Source organism: Roseovarius sp. (assembly GCF_040223625.1).
In the GTDB taxonomy this organism is placed as follows: domain Bacteria; phylum Pseudomonadota; class Alphaproteobacteria; order Rhodobacterales; family Rhodobacteraceae; genus Roseovarius.
Map to the genome: position 1 here is coordinate 38764 of NZ_JAVKFX010000003.1, position 16430 is coordinate 55193.

General features: G+C 65.8%; 20 protein-coding genes and 1 tRNA gene. 14 read left to right on the forward strand and 7 right to left on the reverse strand.

The features are described from left to right. Positions 1–172: 172 nt before the first annotated feature. On the reverse strand, positions 173–673 hold the full coding sequence (locus tag RLN94_RS00570) for a hypothetical protein (RefSeq protein WP_350124865.1): 501 nt from the start codon (positions 671–673) through the stop codon (positions 173–175). 241 nt (positions 674–914) lie between these two features. Between RLN94_RS00570 and rpsF the strand changes: the two genes are divergently transcribed. The 3 genes from rpsF to rplI are packed head-to-tail and all read left to right on the forward strand — an operon-like array spanning position 915 to position 2173. Next, positions 915–1268 carry a 30S ribosomal protein S6 gene (gene rpsF, locus RLN94_RS00575; protein ID WP_350124868.1) on the forward strand — a complete coding sequence of 118 codons (354 nt, stop codon included), beginning with the start codon at positions 915–917 and terminating at the stop codon, positions 1266–1268. A gap of 26 nt (positions 1269–1294) precedes the next feature. Beyond that, positions 1295–1522 carry a 30S ribosomal protein S18 gene (gene rpsR, locus RLN94_RS00580; RefSeq protein ID WP_005608650.1) on the forward strand — a complete coding sequence of 76 codons (228 nt, stop codon included), beginning with the start codon at positions 1295–1297 and terminating at the stop codon, positions 1520–1522. Positions 1523–1534: 12 nt separating this feature from the next. Next, positions 1535–2173 carry a 50S ribosomal protein L9 gene (gene rplI / locus RLN94_RS00585; protein ID WP_350124875.1) on the forward strand — a complete coding sequence of 213 codons (639 nt, stop codon included), beginning with the start codon at positions 1535–1537 and terminating at the stop codon, positions 2171–2173. A gap of 209 nt (positions 2174–2382) precedes the next feature. Here the strand turns inward: rplI and RLN94_RS00590 are convergent, their stop codons facing one another. After that, on the reverse strand, positions 2383–2919 hold the full coding sequence (locus RLN94_RS00590) for an Imm21 family immunity protein (protein WP_350124878.1): 537 nt from the start codon (positions 2917–2919) through the stop codon (positions 2383–2385). Between the two features lie 210 nt (positions 2920–3129). Between RLN94_RS00590 and RLN94_RS00595 the strand changes: the two genes are divergently transcribed. Then, positions 3130–3948: a hypothetical protein gene (locus RLN94_RS00595; protein WP_350168340.1), complete on the forward strand. Its 819-nt coding sequence runs from the start codon at positions 3130–3132 to the stop codon at positions 3946–3948. Here RLN94_RS00595 and tig read toward each other — a convergent pair. Beyond that, complete coding sequence (gene tig / locus RLN94_RS00600; protein ID WP_350124884.1) at positions 3861–5192, reverse strand: trigger factor; 1332 nt, start codon at positions 5190–5192, stop codon at positions 3861–3863. The genes RLN94_RS00595 and tig overlap by 88 nt on opposite strands. A 186-nt stretch (positions 5193–5378) precedes the next feature. Here tig and RLN94_RS00605 point away from each other — a divergent pair, with 186 nt between their 5' ends. Next, positions 5379–5828, forward strand: a complete 450-nt coding sequence (locus tag RLN94_RS00605; protein WP_350124887.1) for a nucleoside deaminase — start codon at positions 5379–5381, stop codon at positions 5826–5828. Positions 5829–5979: 151 nt separating this feature from the next. Then, positions 5980–6627 (forward strand): L,D-transpeptidase, encoded by a 648-nt coding sequence (locus RLN94_RS00610; protein ID WP_350124890.1) that lies wholly within the window; start codon positions 5980–5982, stop codon positions 6625–6627. A gap of 94 nt (positions 6628–6721) precedes the next feature. On the opposite strand, the gene RLN94_RS00615 is transcribed toward RLN94_RS00610, so the two are convergent. Beyond that, positions 6722–6982 carry a hypothetical protein gene (locus RLN94_RS00615; RefSeq protein ID WP_350124893.1) on the reverse strand — a complete coding sequence of 87 codons (261 nt, stop codon included), beginning with the start codon at positions 6980–6982 and terminating at the stop codon, positions 6722–6724. 189 nt (positions 6983–7171) lie between these two features. Next, on the reverse strand, positions 7172–7720 hold the full coding sequence (locus tag RLN94_RS00620) for a GNAT family N-acetyltransferase (RefSeq protein WP_350124896.1): 549 nt from the start codon (positions 7718–7720) through the stop codon (positions 7172–7174). A gap of 333 nt (positions 7721–8053) precedes the next feature. Here RLN94_RS00620 and RLN94_RS00625 point away from each other — a divergent pair, with 333 nt between their 5' ends. The 7 genes from RLN94_RS00625 to RLN94_RS00655 all read left to right on the forward strand — a co-directional run bounded on the left by RLN94_RS00625 (position 8054) and on the right by RLN94_RS00655 (position 13822). Beyond that, the gene (locus RLN94_RS00625) at positions 8054–9007 is read left to right on the forward strand and encodes a homocysteine S-methyltransferase family protein (protein ID WP_350124899.1); all 954 of its coding nucleotides are present in this window, start codon (positions 8054–8056) and stop codon (positions 9005–9007) included. Between the two features lie 115 nt (positions 9008–9122). Next, on the forward strand, positions 9123–10259 hold the full coding sequence (locus tag RLN94_RS00630) for a hypothetical protein (protein ID WP_350124902.1): 1137 nt from the start codon (positions 9123–9125) through the stop codon (positions 10257–10259). Positions 10260–10359: 100 nt separating this feature from the next. Next, entirely contained in the window at positions 10360–10989 is a 630-nt protein-coding gene (locus tag RLN94_RS00635; RefSeq protein WP_350124905.1) for a GNAT family N-acetyltransferase, read from the forward strand. 24 nt (positions 10990–11013) lie between these two features. Beyond that, complete coding sequence (locus tag RLN94_RS00640) at positions 11014–11658, forward strand: GNAT family N-acetyltransferase (RefSeq protein WP_350124908.1); 645 nt, start codon at positions 11014–11016, stop codon at positions 11656–11658. A gap of 24 nt (positions 11659–11682) precedes the next feature. Continuing rightward, positions 11683–12582 carry a PhzF family phenazine biosynthesis protein gene (locus RLN94_RS00645; RefSeq protein ID WP_350124911.1) on the forward strand — a complete coding sequence of 300 codons (900 nt, stop codon included), beginning with the start codon at positions 11683–11685 and terminating at the stop codon, positions 12580–12582. Next, a complete protein-coding gene (locus tag RLN94_RS00650; protein ID WP_350124915.1) occupies positions 12579–13433 on the forward strand; it encodes a prephenate dehydrogenase/arogenate dehydrogenase family protein in 855 nt (284 codons plus the stop codon). Before RLN94_RS00645 ends, RLN94_RS00650 begins: the two co-directional genes overlap by 4 nt. Then, entirely contained in the window at positions 13430–13822 is a 393-nt protein-coding gene (locus tag RLN94_RS00655; RefSeq protein WP_350124918.1) for a hypothetical protein, read from the forward strand. Before RLN94_RS00650 ends, RLN94_RS00655 begins: the two co-directional genes overlap by 4 nt. 36 nt (positions 13823–13858) lie before the next feature. On the opposite strand, the gene RLN94_RS00660 is transcribed toward RLN94_RS00655, so the two are convergent. After that, positions 13859–13943: transfer RNA gene (locus tag RLN94_RS00660), tRNA-Leu, on the reverse strand. Positions 13944–14094: 151 nt separating this feature from the next. Here RLN94_RS00660 and RLN94_RS00665 point away from each other — a divergent pair. Beyond that, a complete protein-coding gene (locus RLN94_RS00665) occupies positions 14095–14595 on the forward strand; it encodes a Hint domain-containing protein (RefSeq protein ID WP_350124921.1) in 501 nt (166 codons plus the stop codon). A gap of 60 nt (positions 14596–14655) precedes the next feature. On the opposite strand, the gene RLN94_RS00670 is transcribed toward RLN94_RS00665, so the two are convergent. Then, a complete protein-coding gene (locus tag RLN94_RS00670) occupies positions 14656–16275 on the reverse strand; it encodes an NAD(P)H-hydrate dehydratase (protein WP_350124924.1) in 1620 nt (539 codons plus the stop codon). Positions 16276–16430: the final 155 nt, after the last annotated feature.

Below are 16430 nucleotides of genomic sequence, written 5' to 3' on the forward strand. Positions count from 1 at the left end.
GTGCGTCACAGAGTAACCCCTGTACGCGACCGATCAATCCGTCGGTATTCAACACATCGTGTGGAGAAACGAACACTTACCTGCGCGCGCCGCTTTCTTGAAAAGAAAGCGGACCGAAATCTTTTAAAGATTTCGACCCCTTACACCAAAACCGTCCCGCACTCCGCGCCACTCAGGCCAGCGCCAGCGCCTTGCGCAGCGCCCGCCCCTGCCGGCGCCCGCGCACCGGCACGGCCACCACGAGCTGCCCGGCCGTGTCGCGCGCAAAGAACGTGCGGTTGTTCAGCCGGATCTCGGCGAACTCCGACATCCGGTAGCGCCCGGTCAGGTACACCTGCCCCCGCAACTCCCGGTCATAGGTCCGGATCTCGTCGCGCTGCGTGTCGATCTCGACCCGCGCCATCTCCTGCCGCGCCGTCAGCGCCGACAACAGCACCGCCCCGAACCCGATCATCCCCAGCGACGCGCCCAGCTTAACCAGCATCACCGCGTGATCCGGCGCCGGGAACAACCAGATGCCCAGCCCCGCCAGCATCAGCGCCATCGCCGTCCCGGCCATCGCCACCCGCCCGGCCAGCACGCCCGGCCCCTCGGCCATCTCCACCGGCTGGCGCGGCGCGGTGCGGCGCTCATGGGCCTGGAACTGGGTCATGGTATCGGGCAAGGCGGTCATCGCGGCGGGTCCTTCGCTGGGTCTTCGTTACGCCCCACCCTGCCCCGCAAAGACGCCATCAATGGGGCGGCCCGTGGGCAAAATCCCGGCAGGCCGCGCACCGCTTGCCAAGCCCGGCGATCCGTCGTATAGCCCGCATTCCTTTCGCATCACGCATGAACCGCGCAGTCTCTCGTGGACGGGCCGCGAAAGGATGAAAAGGCCCGCCTTTGAAATGCGCCCAGATAGAAGTGGAGCTCACATGCCGCTGTACGAGCATGTATTCATCTCGCGCCAGGACCTGTCCAATACCCAGGCCGAGGGTCTCGTCGAACATTTCAGCACCGTCCTCGCGGACAACGGCGGCAAGGTCGTCGACAGCGAGTACTGGGGCGTCAAGACGATGGCCTACAAGATCAACAAGAACCGCAAGGGCCACTACGCCTTTCTCAAGACCGATGCCCCGGCACCGGCCATCCACGAGATGGAGCGCCTGATGCGCCTGCATGACGACGTCATGCGCGTTCTGACCATCAAGGTCGATGACCACGAAGAAGGTCCGTCGGTCCAGATGCAGAAGAAAGAAGACCGCGGCGACCGCCGCGAGCGTCGTTGATCAGCCTGAGGAAAGGACACTAAACCATGGCCGCAAAACCGTTTTTCCGCCGCCGCAAGGTCTGCCCCTTCTCGGGCGAGAATGCACCCAAGATCGATTACAAGGACACCCGTCTCCTGCAGCGCTACATCTCCGAGCGCGGCAAGATCGTGCCCTCGCGCATCACCGCCGTCTCGGCGAAGAAGCAGCGTGAACTGGCCCGCGCCATCAAGCGCGCCCGCTTCCTCGCGCTCCTGCCCTACGCCGTGAAGTAAGGAGGAATACCAATGCAAGTCATCCTTCTCGAACGTGTCGCCAAGCTTGGCCAGATGGGCGAAGTCGTCGACGTGAAACCGGGCTTCGCCCGCAACTACCTCCTGCCCCAGAAAAAGGCGCTGACGGCTTCCGAGGCCAACATCGCCCAGTTCGAAGGCCAGAAGGCCCAGCTCGAGGCGCAAAACCTCGAAACCCGCAAGGAAGCCGAGAAACTGGCCGAAACCCTCGACGGCAAACAGTTCGTCGTGATTCGCCAGGCCTCCGATTCCGGCGCGCTCTACGGCTCCGTCACCACCCGTGACGCCGCCGACGCCGTCTGCGAGGACGGCTTCTCGATCGACCGCAAGCAGGTCGCCATGGGCGGCCCGATCAAGGAGCTCGGCCTGCACGAGGTCATGATCACCCTGCACCCCGAGGTCGAGGTGATCATCAAGGTCAACGTCGCCCGCTCGCCCGAAGAGGCCGAGCTTCAGGCGTCCGGCAAGACCATCCAGGAAGCCGCCGCCGAGGAAGAGGAAGCCGCCGATTACGAGATCGCGGAACTCTTCGACGATATCGGCTCCGCCGCCTCCGACGATGAAGACCTCGCCGACGCCGTCGAGGACGTGCTCCCCGAGGACGACAGCCAGGGCGACGACGAGGACAAGTAAGCCTCCCGCCTTGCAAGGATCAGGGGCCGCGCCGTCTGGTGCGGCCCTTTTTCGTGGCGGTGCTGTCCGGACCCGAGGAATGCCTCCCGAGGGTTTCTTCGGGAGGCATTGACGATCAAAGGCTCAGCATGAACGGCCGCTATGCGGGACGAAGCTGACCTTCGGAGCACGTGTGCCAAAGTCCGCCTTCTTCCAGCGAAAGCTTGGCATTATTGCAGTTTGAGCCTTCGGACGACGATCATAAGAGATGCGGTTTCGAGGAATACAGAAGTTGCATCATAGATCCCCGGTCGCAGTTTTATGGGTATCGTTGGTGCGACAAGGTTGTCACCAATTTCAGCTGCCTGAATGACCCGCAGTTCACCTGGTTCGTGAACCTCGACACTGATGTGTTCCGCTTTCTCGCTCAGAAGTAGCTCTTCGAATTTGTCGGAATGCAAGGCGGGCAAGATTTCGGCCTCATCGTCTACACCTATCCATTGTACGAAGTAGCCGCCCTCCAGTTCCTTTGTGGTGATCCAAGAAACAGGCCCGATGTCTCCTCCAAGAACGTATCCGGTGTCCCCACCGTATTGAATTGGACCAATCCAGTCTGAAATGTTGCACGCCCTACTGTAATCACTGGCATCCTCGCCATGCGTTTCAAACGTCCAGCCTTCCGTTCCACGCCACGACGAGAGCGACCTTTCTGGCAGGAGTAGGAAAGGTCCGCCTTCGGTATCAATCCATTCAAACAAGTCTGGCATGCGCTCTCAAAACTCTTCTGTCGTCGAAGCTGACATTGGTGCAGGCGCAGCAACAAGTAAACAAGGGCTCCAAGCGGTCGTTGCCCTCTGACACGTCGTCCTCGCCCACAACACGAAATGCAGTGGGCTGGATGGCAAGCGCACCCCCTTTTCCGTTGGCCGATCTCCGCCCGCTTGCTAGGCTCGCTCAGCCGGTGGAAAGGGACGCCCGTGCAGACAGCAGACTTCAGACGACCCGATGGCCCGCTCGTCGCCGCGATGGGCGTCCTGATCCTTGCCGCCGCCTGCGCCGGGCTGGGCGTCGCCCTCTTCGCCGGCACTAGCTTCGACCTGACGACCAACCTCCTCGTCCTCGCCGGCGTCCTCGGCGCCGTGGCGCTCGGCCTGGCCTTCCTCAACGCATGGCGCAGCCCCATGCTCACGGTCCGCCCCGACGCGCTCATCCTGCCCACGGCCTTCGGCACCCGCACCATCCCGCTCCGCCCCGGCCACCCGGCGGGCGAATTCCTCGGCCCCTCCGACCGCGGCGGCTCACGCCGGCCCGGCGGGCCGGAGGCCAACAGGTTCGTCCATTTCTACACGCTCGACGCCAGGGGCAACCTCACCGAACTCGCCGCCCTCCACCGCGACGCCCCCGAGATCCCGCGCATCCGCCAGGCCCTGCAACAGGTCGCCGGGCTCACGATCGAAACCCTCTCCCCCGACCCGACCTCCCGCCGCGCCCGCCCCGACACCCGCCACAGGCGCCTCCCCGGAGACCCGGAAAACCCCCCCGCGAGGCAGCCCGCAAGGGCTGACGAGCCCCCCCCGCCCGAACAAAAAAACCGACGCAATACCGACAAAATACCGACGTTATACCGACGTCGGATTTCCCCCTCTCCCCAACAGAAAAGGCCGCCCTTTCGGACGGCCTTTCCCTCTTCCGGTCACTGTCCGACGGCTTACTCGTCTTCCAGCGCCTCAACCGATTTTTCAAGCTCGTCCTTGGTGACTTCCTTCTCGGTCACGTCGGCCAGCTCGACGATATAGTCGATCACCTTGTCCTCGAAGATCGGCGCCCGAAGCTGTTGCCGCATCTGCGGGTTTTGCTGAACGAATTCAAAGAACTGGCGCTCCTGACCGGGGTATTGCCGCGCCTGCTCCATGACGGCCTGCGTCATCTCGGCATCGGTCACCTCGACCTTGGCCTTCTGGCCGATATCGGCCAGCAGCAGGCCCAGCCGCACCCGGCGCTCGGCCAGCTTGGTGTGCTCCTCGGTGGGCTCCACCTCGGGGTGCTCATGGCCCTGCACATCCGGGTTCTCGTCATGCCACAGCTGGTGCGCGATCTGCTTGGCCTCCGCCTCCACCATGCTCGGCGGCAGCTCGAAATCGACCTTTTTATCCAGCTCGTCCAACAGCTTGCGCTTCAGAACCGCGCGCGACGCCCCGGCATATTCCTGCTCCAGACGCTCCTTGATCTGCTCCTTCAGGGCATCCAGGCTGTCCGAACCATACTTCTGCGCCAGGTCGTCGTCGATCTCCGCCGGCGCCGGGGCCTTCACCGCCTTCACGGTGCAGGTGAACTCGGCCTCCTTTCCGGCCAGGTGCTCGGCCTGGTACTCGTCCGGGAAATTCACCGTGACGACCTTTTCCTCGCCCTGCTTGACGCCGACAAGCTGCTCCTCGAAGCCGAGGATGAAGCTGTTCGAGCCCAGCACCAACGGGTAATCCTCGGCGCTGCCGCCCTCGAACGCCTCGCCGTCCACGCGTCCGACGAAATCGATCACGACCTGGTCGCCATCCTTCGCCTTGGTCCCCTTCTTGCGGTCCTCGAAATTCTGCGCGTTCTCGGCCAGGCTCTTCAGCGCGTCGTCCACGGCGCCGTCATCGGGCTTCACCACCATGCGCTCGATCTTCACCGACTTGAAGTCGACTTCCGGCACGTCCGGCAGCGCCTCGTAGGACATCTCGACCTCGACGTCGTCGCCCTCTTTCCAGTCCTCGTTGACCATCTTCACCGTCGGCTCGCCGGCGGGGCGCTCGCCCTTTTCCTCGAAATGCTGGCTCATCGCGCCGTCGACGGCTTCCTGCATCGCCTCGCCCAGCACCCGCTGGCCGAAATTCTTCTTCAGCAGCGGCAGCGGCACCTTGCCCTTGCGAAAGCCCTTCATCTCGACTTCGGGCTGGGCCTCCTTGAGCTTCTCCATGACCTTGTCATCAAGCTCCTGGGCCGTCAGCACCATCTTGTAGGCGCGCTTGAGGCCTTCGTTCTGGGTTTCCGTGACCTGCATGTTCGTCCTTCCATTGCATCCAAGGGCCGCAGAGGCGTCCGCGGCGGTCAAAATCACGCGCCCTTCTAGGGTTGGCCGGGCCTCAGTGCAAGCGGGTTCTGGGGCCTGTGCGGGATGATTCCACTTCCCTTTCCGGCCCGCCTGCCCCACCCTCCCCGCACCCGTCCCGGCACAGCGAGGCCCCGATTGCTCACCGACACCGACCGCAGATTCCTCCGCATCGCCTATGACGAGGCGTTGGCCGGCTATAACGAGGGCGGCTGCCCCATCGGCAGCGCGCTCGCCCGCGGCGACACGCTCATCGCCCAGGGCCGCAACCAGCGTGTGCAACAGGGCGACCCCATCGCCCATGGCGAGATGGACTGCCTGCGCAAGGCCGGCCGCCAGCGCTCCTATCGCGGCATGACCCTCTATACCTCGCTCAGCCCCTGCATGATGTGCACCGGCACGATCATCCAGTTCGGCATCCCCCGCGTGGTGATCGGCGAGAACGAAACCTTCGAGGGCAACATCCCCTTCCTCCGCGACCGCGGGGTCGAGGTGCACCTCCTGCAGGACCCCGACTGCATCGCCCTCATGCAGCGTTTCATCCGCGAAAAACCCGAGCTCTGGAACGAGGATATCGCCGAGGACTAGGCCAGCCCTGCCCCCGCATTGCAAGCCTGCAACGGTTCAAGACTTATTGATTGATCTTCGGACCCGATTCTATAGTTCATACGTTGTCCGTTCCAGATAACTATGCGGGCCTGCGCTGCGCGGCCCGGACAAAACCAAGGAGCCCCCTGCCATGCTCACCCGGCGCCATTTCATCATCACGACCGCCGCCATGTTCTCCGGCCCGGCCCTCGCGCCCGGCATGGCCAGCGCCGCCGCCGGCGACTGGGACATGTGGGATGCCCAGGTCACCCCGCCGGGCTATGACCCCTCCACCACCAACCCCTGGGGGCTCGAGCCGCGCTTCCTGCCGGTCCGGGTCGAAACCAAGCCGGGGCTCAAGGCCGGCGACATCCATGTCGACAGCGTCGCCCGCTTCCTTTACCACATCGAGCCCGGCGGCACGGCCATGCGCTACGGCGTCGCCATCGCCCGCGGCAAGCTCTACGTGCCCGGCATCTACTCGATCAAGCGCAAGGCCAAGTGGCCAAGCTGGACGCCCACCCAAAGCATGATCAAGCGCGACCCGGAACTCTATGCCCAGCACGCCGGCGGCGTTGAACCGGGGCCGACCAACCCGCTCGGCTCCCGCGCGCTCTACCTCTATCGCGGCAGCCGCGACAGCTATCTCCGCATCCACGGCACGCCCGAACCCCGCACCATCGGCGGCCGCGCCAGCTCGGGCTGCATCCGCATGGTCATGGCCCATATCAACGAGCTCTACCCCAATGTCGAGCTTGGCTCGACCGCCTATCTCTACCCCACCAGCGGCGTGCTCTGAGCCCGCTGCTCACCGGGGGCACCAAACGGAAAAGGCCTTCCGCCGACGAGGCGGAAAGCCTTTTTTCATGGGGTCAGATCCGGGCCTCGACGGCTCAGGTACAGATCTTGCCCCCGGTCTCGGCCCGCAGCGGCACCATCAGTGTCTCGACCGGCCCTTCATACAGGTACCAGTAACACCCGTCGGACTGAAGCTGCACCGTCTGCAGGTTCTGGCCCGGCGCGGCCAGCGCCGCCACTTCAGGCGGCACGGTCTCGAGATAGCCGTCCGGCCCGGTGGGAACCCCCGAAACAGTGTCATCGCAGGCTGCAAGAGCCAGTAAAGCCAACGGCAGAATGGCGGATATTGGCCGCATCCATTCCCTCCCGGTAGTCTTGAGGTTGAGGCGGAATTGCCCGGATTCTGCCTTGCACATCGGCGGATGGACGGCAACGTCAATCCGCAGCCCCGCGCAATTCCCTCCCGCGGTGACGCAAGCGCGCCATGGTTGCGGGGCAACATCGGGGGTCCCGCATGATGGCATCATGGGCCCGTTGGCAGCCTATCACGCGGCTGGCGCTGGCTGAATTGGCTCCCTGAGCCGGGCCATGATCAGCGCGTCGCGATAGGCGCCATCGACCACCACGAACCGCCGTAGACGCCCCTCGACCTCGAAGCCGAAACGCTCATAGAGTTGGATGGCGGCATCGTTGCCCTCCCAGACATAAAGCTGCAGGCGCGTCAGCTGCAGCCAGCGGTCGGACAGGTCGACCAAGGCCTCCAGAAGCGCGGGGCCCACGCCGCGCCCGCGAAAATCCGGGTGGGTGGCGACCATGTCGACCTCTGCGCCGTGGCGCTGGCGGGGCCTGTCGGACCATGACTCGAGCTCGGCATATCCGGCAACCGCGCCATCGATCTCCGCGACCAGCTTCACCTTGTGCGGGTCGTCGGCAATGCGCGCGGCCACCTGGCTGTCGGCGTGGAACGGCAGGCGCTGGGTTCCGAGGTTCACGTGGTGGGCGTTGAGAATTTCCAGAACGGCATCGTGGTCGCCTGCACGCACATGCCGGATTTTCGGCGCGGCGGCGCCGCCGGGTATCTGTTCATTATCCATGGCTGACTCTCCTTGCTGCGGGCAAACCCGCTGCGTCGCACCGGTCTATTGGCGCCTGCGCGTGAACCGGTAAAGCGTCCATTCTCGGCCGCCGGTCGTTTTGACGCTTTTATAACGCTTCTCAAACGCCCCGGGTGACAGCGATGCCCGACAGGCGGGTCGTCAACAAACAGAGAGACGACCCATGCGATTCCTTTTCAAACTGTTCCGGAACCGGAACAAGATCATCCTGCCATTCAGCCCGCACCAGAGACGCGATATCGGGCTGCCTGAAATCGACCGATCCGACTGGCTCGTCGGCCGTCAGATCTCTTCGGTTCGGGGGTGGTTGTAATGCTGGCACGTCATCGCAATCGCCTGCCGCAGGCCGACGGCACGCCGCTGCTCACCGATTCCGGTCTCGAGACGACGCTCATCTTCCTCGATGGGCTCGACCTGCCGTGTTTCGCCGCCTACCCGCTGCTCGACACCGTCGAGGGGCGCCGGACGCTGCGCGCCTATTTCGAACGGCACCTCGCCATCGCGGCCGATCACCAAAGCGGCTTCCTTCTGGAATCGCCGACCTGGCGGGCCAGCCGCGACTGGGGGGCGGAACTGGGGCATGGCCCGGCCGACCTCGAACGGCTGAACAAGGCTGCCATCGCGCTGCTGGCCGAGATCCGGCGCGACGCGGGGTCGGTGGCTCCGATCGTCATCTCGGGCAATCTCGGCCCGCGCGGCGACGGCTACCGGCCCGACACCGCGATGTCGGCGGACGAGGCCCAGGCCTTCCACGCCGAACAGATCGGGTGGTTCGCCCAGACCGCGGCCGACCTCGTGACCGCGGTCACCATCAGCACGGTGAACGAGGGTGTCGGGATCATCCGCGCGGCCGCCGCCGCCGAGATGCCGGTGGTTCTGGCCTACACGACCGAAACCGACGGCCGCCTGCCCGACGGCACGCCGCTGGGCGACGCCTTCGAGCAGACCGACATGATGACGGCCGGGGCGGCCGCCTATTACATGATCAACTGCGCCCACCCCGATCACTTCCGCGCCGCGCTCGAGACCGATGCGGCCTGGCTCAAGCGGGTCTGGGGCGTGCGCGCCAATGCCTCGCGCCTCAGCCATGCCGAGCTCGACGAGGCCGAAGAGCTTGATGCCGGCAACCCGGCCGAGCTCGGCCGCGATTACGCCCGGCTCAAGCGCGTGCTGCCCAACCTGCGGGTCTACGGCGGCTGCTGCGGCACCGATCATCGCCACATCGAGGCGATGGCCGATTGCTGCTTCCAGCATCAGAGCGCCTGACCCGCTCGGGAGGGGGCAGGTGCGGCCGGCCCGAACAGCCACCGCACCTGCCTCCGGCGTCGGGGCAGAGCATCCTTTCCACCCTTCGACCATGAAACCGCGAAAGACATACACCATGAAACATACCCTTCTCTCGACCGTGGCGCTTGCCGTCCTCCCCAGCGCCGGCCTTGCCGACGAGGTCTTTACCGAGGACGTGATCATCGACAGCAACCTGCTCTGTGTCGGCACCGCCTGCACCGACGGGGAAGACTCCATCCCGTCCGCACGCGCCGGCCTCAAGGTAAAGGATATCAACGGCGCCATTCGCTTCGAGGACACGACGGTTGCCGACGACTTCCCCAAGCGCAGCTGGCAGCTTTCGGCCAACGAAGAGGGATCCCAGGGCCAGGAGGCATTTTTCCTGTCCGACCTCACGGAGGGGACGACCCCGCTATGGGTCTCGGGCGCGGCACCGTCCAATGCCCTCTCTATCCAGGATAACGGTTCCATCGGCATCAACACCGCCCTTCCGCAAGCCGACCTTCATGTCGTTACCAACTTCAATGCCGCCAAGCTCCGGCTTGAAGAGCGGCAGGGAACCCCCGGGCGCTGGGATCTGGTCGCAGGCAACAGTGCGTTCGCCGTGATCAACGGCGATACCTTTCAAATGCCCTTCCGGATCCAGTACCAGGCGCCCACCGGGCTGCTCGAGCTTGCGGCAAACGGCAACGTGGGGATCGGCACGGGCACCCCGGAGGCACCGCTCGAGATCAGCGATGACGACACGTTCAGCTTCTTCCGCATCACCGCCACGGATGCGCCCATCAACCAGTCGGCCGACGTCGTCTTCACCGAAGGCCCCCTCCGCACCGGCGAGTTCCGCTACAACATCGTCGACGGCGACGGGCCGGAAATGCGCCTGAACGCCGATGGCGACATGGTGCTGAGCGGGACGCTGACAACGGCCGGTCCGACCTGTGCCGCGGGCTGCGATGCCGTCTTCGAACCGGATTACGACAGGCTGTCCATCGCCGAGCACGCGTCGGAGATGTGGGCCAAGGGATACCTGCCCGCCGTGGGCCCCACCACGCCCGGCGCGCCGCTGAACGTTGCGGAAAAGCTCGGCGCCGTGCTGAACGAGCTGGAACACGCGCATATCTACATCGAGCAAGTGCACGAAGACCTTGTCGACCAGCAGGCGCGGCTCGACCGGCAGGACAGGCTGATCTCCTCGCTTCTGCAGCGGTTGGAGAAGGTCGAGCAGATGTAAGGCCCTACGGGCCATTTCAAAGCCGATCCACCCCACGAACACGTCCCGCCCCACGGGCGGGGCCCTCCCGATCAAGACGCCTTCCAGACAGGAAAAGACCATGACCACTTACGCCGAACCGCTCGAACGGCGGCCGGACACGGCCGGCGACACCCGCTCGAGACCCGACCGCAACGCCATCCTCGGCACGCTGACCGCCGCCTTCGAAACCGATCCCCCCGTGCGGTGGCTGTATCCGGACCGGGCCGACTACCTCGCCCATTTCCCGGGTTTCGCAACGGCCTTCGCCGGCCCGGCCATCTCCGACAACACGCTCGTCAGCGCCGAGGGTGGCGTCGCGCTGTGGATCGCCCCGGGGGCCGGGCCCGACGAGGCCGCGCTCATGGCCGCAATCGAGCGCTCGATCCCTGCGCCGCGCCACGCGGAGGTCTTCGCCGTGTTCGAGGCGATGGGCAACCTCCACCCGCACGCGCCGCACTGGTACCTGCCGATGATCGGCGTCCACCCCGACCGACAGGGCAATGGCCTGGGCGGTGCGTTACTGCGGCCCGTTCTGGCGCGATGCGATGCCGAGGGTATCCCCGCCTATCTCGAGGCGACGACAGGGCGCAATCGCGCCCTCTACGCCCGTCACGGCTTCCAGCAGACCGCCACGATCGAGGTCGCGGGCTGCCCGCCGCTCTACGCGATGTGGCGCCAGCCGGCGCGCCTCGCCGCGACACCCGTTTGAACACCACGATCAAGGGAAAACCAAATGACCTGCCGGAACACAGTCGACGTTCGATGGGCAAGGCGCGGTGACGCGGCCGAAATCGCGCGCCTTTTCCTGATGTCGTCGGACGGGCTGGCGGCCTATATCTGGAGCCGGCACGCGAAAGAGGGCGAACCGGTCGAAGCGGTCGGCGCGGCCCGCTATGCCCGGACCGGGACGGCCTTCTCCTATCAGAACTGCCTGCTGGCGACACACGGCGCCGAGGTGCTGGGCATGATCCACGCCTTCGAGATGCCGGAACCGGACCACGACGCCCCGGACCCCGATGCCGTGCTGGCGCCCTATGCCGAGCTCGAGGATCCGGGCTCGCTCTATATCTCCGGCCTGGCCGTGCACGCAGCCTTCCGGTCGCATGGCATCGGCGGCACGCTCCTCGACTATGTCGAGGCGCTTGCCCTCACCCGCGCCCTGCCCCGCCTGTCGCTCATCTGCTTCGAACAGAATGCCCCGGCCCGCGACTTCTACCTCCGCCGCGGCTTCACCGTCGCCGACCGCCGCCCGCTCGTGCCCCATCCCTGCCTTCACTACACCGAAGGCGACGCCCTGCTGATGGTGCGGCCGGTGATGGATGCAGCGCCCACGCCCGAAACCCGCCTGCCTGCAGCCGCCGATGCGAAGGCAGATTGACCCGACAGCAAAGAGGATAAGCAAATGACCTCCATCGAAACCACCGCGCCCGACTTGGCCGGCGACCTGCGCGACATCCGTCGATACGCCGCCTTCTCCGCGGGGGGCCGGGGCGGCAACCCGGCCGGCGTGATGATCGCGGACCACCTGCCCGCCGCCGACAAGATGCAGCGCATCGCGGCGAATGTCGGTTATTCCGAGACCGTCTTCGCCACGCGCGAGGCCGATGGCCAGTGGCGGGTGCGCTACTTTTCCCCCGAGGCAGAAGTCCCGTTCTGCGGCCATGCCACCATCGCGCTCGGCGCGGCCCTGGCGGAAACGGTTGGCGCCGGTGTCTTTCCGCTGCGGCTGAACAACGCCCAAATCACCGTCGAGGCGTCGTCGGATGACACCGGGTCTCAGGCGGCGCTGCAATCGCCCCCCACGCGCAGCCGGCCCGCCGCGGAGGAGCTCGTGGCCGAGACGCTCGCGCTCCTGTCGATGGGGCACGACGATCTCGACCCGCGCATTCCGCCCGCCATCGCGGAGGCCGGCGCAACCCACCTGGTGCTCGCGTTGAAGACACGCGAGAGGCTGGCGGCGATGTCCTACGATTTCGAGCGCGGGAAAGAGCTCATGCTCGCGTGGGAGCTGGGCACGATCTGCCTCGTTCACGCCGCCTCGCGGGACGAATTCAACGCGCGCAACCTCTTCGCTTCGCACGGCGTCTACGAGGATCCCGCCACCGGTGCCGCGGCCGCCGCCTTCGCCGGATACCTGCGCGACCTCGGATGGCCTCACCAGGGCGAGGTCGCGATCCGGCAGGGCGAAGACATGGGCGCGCCCTCTCGCATCACGGTCGCCATCCCGTCTGCCGCCGGCTCCCCCATACGAGTGTCGGGCCGGGCCCGGCCGATCGGGGCCGAACCGGGGGCCAGACCGTGACCCGGAGACGCGCCACCGCCCCCGGGGGCGCGGGATGTCCCCGGCAAGACCCCGCAAGGTCCACAATGGGCCTCATCGGGTTCGGCGCCTTCGGCCAGCTGATCGCCCGGCACCTCGCCGCGCATTTCGACCTCGTGGCATACGATCCCGCACCGGAGTGTCGCGAACGCGCCCTCGGCCTCGGCGTCACCCCCGCAGACCTCGAAACGGCGGCGCGATCCGATGTCGTGGTCCTCGCCGCGCCCGTTGCGTCCCTTGAGCGCATCGTTCGCGAGATCGCCCCCGTCTGCCGGCCCGGTGCGCTCGTGATCGACGTGGCATCGGTCAAGCTCTGGCCCGTCGAGGTGATGCGCAACACGCTCCCCGATCACGTCCGGATCATTGCGACACACCCCCTCTTCGGCCCCGAAAGCGCCGGAGACGGCATTGCCGGGCTGAAAATCGCGGTCTGTCCCGTGCGCGGACCCCACCATTATCTCGTATCCTTCCTGCGCGAGCGCCTGCAGCTCGAGGTGATCGAGACAACCGCCGAGGCCCACGACAGGGAGGCGGCCACGGTCCAGGGCCTGACCCATCTCATCGCAAAGCTGCTGTCGGACATGGGCCCCCTTCCGACACGGTTGACGACCCCGAGCTTCGATCTTCTGGTGAAGGCCATCGCGATGGTGCGGGAGGATTCGCCGGAGGTGTTCGAAGCGATCGAAACGATGAACCCTTACGCCCAGGCCGTCCGGCACGAGTTCCTCGACCGCGCCGCGCAGTTCGACCGCTCCCTCCGAACCGAAACCGACCTGCCCCAGGCCCGCTCTCGGCAACCATTGCACTATCAACGAAAGGACCCCGTGACATGACCCCCCGACGCCTTCAGCTATGCCTCGCCGCCATCTTCCTGCTCCTCGGGATGTGGTGCCTGCTGTTCCCGGCCATGGTCGTGCGCGTCACCTTCCGGCCTGATCTGGCCACCGCCACCGAACAGGCGCGGTTCCTGATGGGCTGCTTCGGCGCGCAGGCGGTCCTCTGCGGCACGATCATCGCGACGGCACGCTTCACGCCGATGACCTTCCTCACCTTCGGGCTTGTCGGCTCAGTCCCCTTCTTCGTCTTCAACATCTGGTTCTGGCTCGTCGAACCGGTGCTGAATTCCTGGATGCTGCTGGACCTCGCCGGCAATGTCGGGATCCTCGTGACCGGCATCTGGGGCTGGCACCTCTCCCGACAGGAACCGGCCGCCGCCGGCTGACGACATGTCTTCGGAGAAAATGTCTGAAGGTCAGATTGGTGCGGGTGGAGGGACTTGAACCCCCACGCCTTGCGGCGCCAGAACCTAAATCTGGTGCGTCTACCAATTTCGCCACACCCGCATCGAGGCTGTGGAATAGCAAAGCCCACAGGCCGATGCGAGCGAAAAAATCGGCCCGCGCATCGCCGCCGTCCAAAGAAAGGACGCGACATTAACGCAATCTTGCCATATTGTAGTGGAAAAATTGAGGCAGAAAACAGCAGGACACGAACATGAAACCGGCATTCGCTCGGCAGGACACGTTTGACCTCTCTCCAACCGTCGACCAGGACGAGACGGGCCTCCCCGGGGGCGCTTTCATCATGACGCTCGACGGGGAACTGCGTGTCTCCGACCTGCGGCCGGGCACTCGCGTCATCACCCGCGACACCGGCATGGCGGTTCTCCGATCGGTCCGCCGCCGCCGGATCACGGGCCGCGCGGTGCGGATCAAGGCCAGCTCCCTTGGCCACAACCGCCCCGAGCGTGACGCGACCCTGCCCGCCGGCCATCCGGTTCTCGTGCGCGACTGGCGGGCCAAGGCCCTGTTCGGTGCGGAACAGGCGCTCGTGCCCGTCGCCCGCCTCGTCGATGGCGAGTTCGTGACCCTGCAGGATAACGCCACGATGACCGTTTACGAGCTCGGGTTCGACACACCTCGCGTGCTCTATGTCGACGGTCTCGAAGTGGCGAGCTTCATGGGTAATTGCGCACTGCCGGATACGAATTGTTAACCACTCGATTTGAACCCTCCAAACCAAGTGAAAACCCCGGACTCTCCCCGGGGTTTTTGCTTAACTGGCGCACAACTCCCTGAAAACCCTCGGCAATTCCTCCGGCAAATCCTCCGCGATCAGCCCCGGCCCGAAGGTCCGCGCACATTCCACATGCAGCCACGCCGCCGTCTCCGCCGCCTGCATCGGCGCAAACCCCCGTGCCAGCAACCCGGTGATGAACCCCGCCAGCACATCGCCCGCGCCCGCCGTCGCCAGCCACGGCGCCGCCCGATCATACTGCGCCGAATTCACCGAACACCGCCCGTCCGGCGCCGCGATCACCGTATCCGGCCCCTTGAACAGCACCACGCACCCGGCCCGCTCCGCCGCCTCCCGCGTCGCATCCACCTTGGAATAGGCCGGGCCTTTGACGGGCTCTGCATCCAGTTTCTCGGCGATATCCGGAAACAACCTCGCAAACTCCCCGCCATGCGGTGTCAGAACGCACCGCTCATGCAGCATCCCGAAGAACGTCTCCGGCTCCCCGGCAATGGCCGCCAGCGCATCCGCATCCAGAACACACCCCCCGTCCCGGGCCCGACCCGGGACCTCGCCGCCAGAGGCCCCCAACGCCACCGGCACCAGCTCCCGCGCCCGCTCGACCCCCAGCCCCGGCCCGAGGCACAGCGCCTTGACCCGCCGATCCTCCAGCACCTCCGCCAGCCCGTCCGCATCCGCCACCCGCCGCAGCATCAGCGCGGTGATCTGGCAGGCCACCTCCTGCTGCGCAGAGGGCGGCACCCCCAGCGTCACCAACCCCGCCCCGATCCTGAGCGCCCCGCGCGCGGCCAACCGCGCCGCCCCGGTCCGCCCGGAGCCACCGGTGAGGACAAGGGCGTGGCCGTGGGAGAACTTGTGCGTCTGCCGCCCGAAAGAATCCGTCTTCCCCAAAGAATACGGACGACCGACAAGCTCGGCCGGTCGCATGTCGGCCAATCGCTTCCGCTTCCAATAGAACGGCGTGGTCTGCAACTCCCGCTTCGACCGTTTTAGCCCGATATCCGCGACCACGAGCTTGCCGCATGTGAACGGCCCGCGTGCCAGGTGATGCCCGACCTTGTCCGTATGAAACGACACCGTAAGGTCCGCCCAGAGCCCGTCGCCCTCCAGCACCTTCCCGCTATCGCTGCATAGCCCCGACGGCATGTCGATCGCGACGATTTTCGGGAAGTCCGGCTCGAACCGATGATCCCATTCCGGAAGTAAAGACCCAAGGCCCTCTTCAATGCCGCGCGTCAGGCCGGTCCCGAACAGCGCATCGACGATCAGATCACTCTCCCAAGGGTCATGAGGCGTGCCGGTCACCGGGATCGGCCGGACATCCCCACCCCACCGCTCATAATTCACCCGCGCATCCGGCGGCAGCTTCCCCGCATCCCCGTAAAGGAACACCTCCACCTCCCACCCCCATTCCTTCAACAGCCGCGCCACCACGAACCCGTCGCCGCCATTGTTCCCCGGGCCGCACAGTACCACCGCCCGGTGCGGCGCCTTCGCCAGCTCCGGCCATTCCTCGAACACCGCCTCGACAACGCCCCGCCCGGCGCGTTCCATCAGCTCCAGCCCGGTCACCTGCCCCGACTCGATGGCCGCCCGTTCCACGGCCCGCATCTGCGCGGCGGTCAGCAATTCCGTCAATTCCGCTCTCCCTCGATTCAATTCCGCCAGGTTTCGCGGCGTTTTGCCTAAATTTTGGGCAACACCCCATTCGGCCCGGCCCCATGCCCGCGCGGCCAGCCTATACGATTGTGTGCCCGTTGGAGAAGTGATCGAAATCCCCGAACACAGCCGCA

Excerpts from the sequence above, each read along its gene's own strand:
- RLN94_RS00570 (WP_350124865.1), bottom strand. The coding sequence starts at position 673 with ATGACCGCCTTGCCCGATACCATGACCCAGTTCCAGGCCCATGAGCGC.
- rpsF (WP_350124868.1), top strand. The coding sequence starts at position 915 with ATGCCGCTGTACGAGCATGTATTCATCTCGCGCCAGGACCTGTCCAAT.
- rpsR (WP_005608650.1), top strand. The coding sequence starts at position 1,295 with ATGGCCGCAAAACCGTTTTTCCGCCGCCGCAAGGTCTGCCCCTTCTCG.
- rplI (WP_350124875.1), top strand. The coding sequence starts at position 1,535 with ATGCAAGTCATCCTTCTCGAACGTGTCGCCAAGCTTGGCCAGATGGGC.
- RLN94_RS00590 (WP_350124878.1), bottom strand. The coding sequence starts at position 2,919 with ATGCCAGACTTGTTTGAATGGATTGATACCGAAGGCGGACCTTTCCTA.
- tig (WP_350124884.1), bottom strand. The coding sequence starts at position 5,192 with ATGCAGGTCACGGAAACCCAGAACGAAGGCCTCAAGCGCGCCTACAAG.
- RLN94_RS00610 (WP_350124890.1), top strand. The coding sequence starts at position 5,980 with ATGCTCACCCGGCGCCATTTCATCATCACGACCGCCGCCATGTTCTCC.
- RLN94_RS00615 (WP_350124893.1), bottom strand. The coding sequence starts at position 6,982 with ATGCGGCCAATATCCGCCATTCTGCCGTTGGCTTTACTGGCTCTTGCA.
- RLN94_RS00620 (WP_350124896.1), bottom strand. The coding sequence starts at position 7,720 with ATGGATAATGAACAGATACCCGGCGGCGCCGCCGCGCCGAAAATCCGG.
- RLN94_RS00625 (WP_350124899.1), top strand. The coding sequence starts at position 8,054 with ATGCTGGCACGTCATCGCAATCGCCTGCCGCAGGCCGACGGCACGCCG.
- RLN94_RS00630 (WP_350124902.1), top strand. The coding sequence starts at position 9,123 with ATGAAACATACCCTTCTCTCGACCGTGGCGCTTGCCGTCCTCCCCAGC.
- RLN94_RS00635 (WP_350124905.1), top strand. The coding sequence starts at position 10,360 with ATGACCACTTACGCCGAACCGCTCGAACGGCGGCCGGACACGGCCGGC.
- RLN94_RS00640 (WP_350124908.1), top strand. The coding sequence starts at position 11,014 with ATGACCTGCCGGAACACAGTCGACGTTCGATGGGCAAGGCGCGGTGAC.
- RLN94_RS00645 (WP_350124911.1), top strand. The coding sequence starts at position 11,683 with ATGACCTCCATCGAAACCACCGCGCCCGACTTGGCCGGCGACCTGCGC.
- RLN94_RS00655 (WP_350124918.1), top strand. The coding sequence starts at position 13,430 with ATGACCCCCCGACGCCTTCAGCTATGCCTCGCCGCCATCTTCCTGCTC.
- RLN94_RS00665 (WP_350124921.1), top strand. The coding sequence starts at position 14,095 with ATGAAACCGGCATTCGCTCGGCAGGACACGTTTGACCTCTCTCCAACC.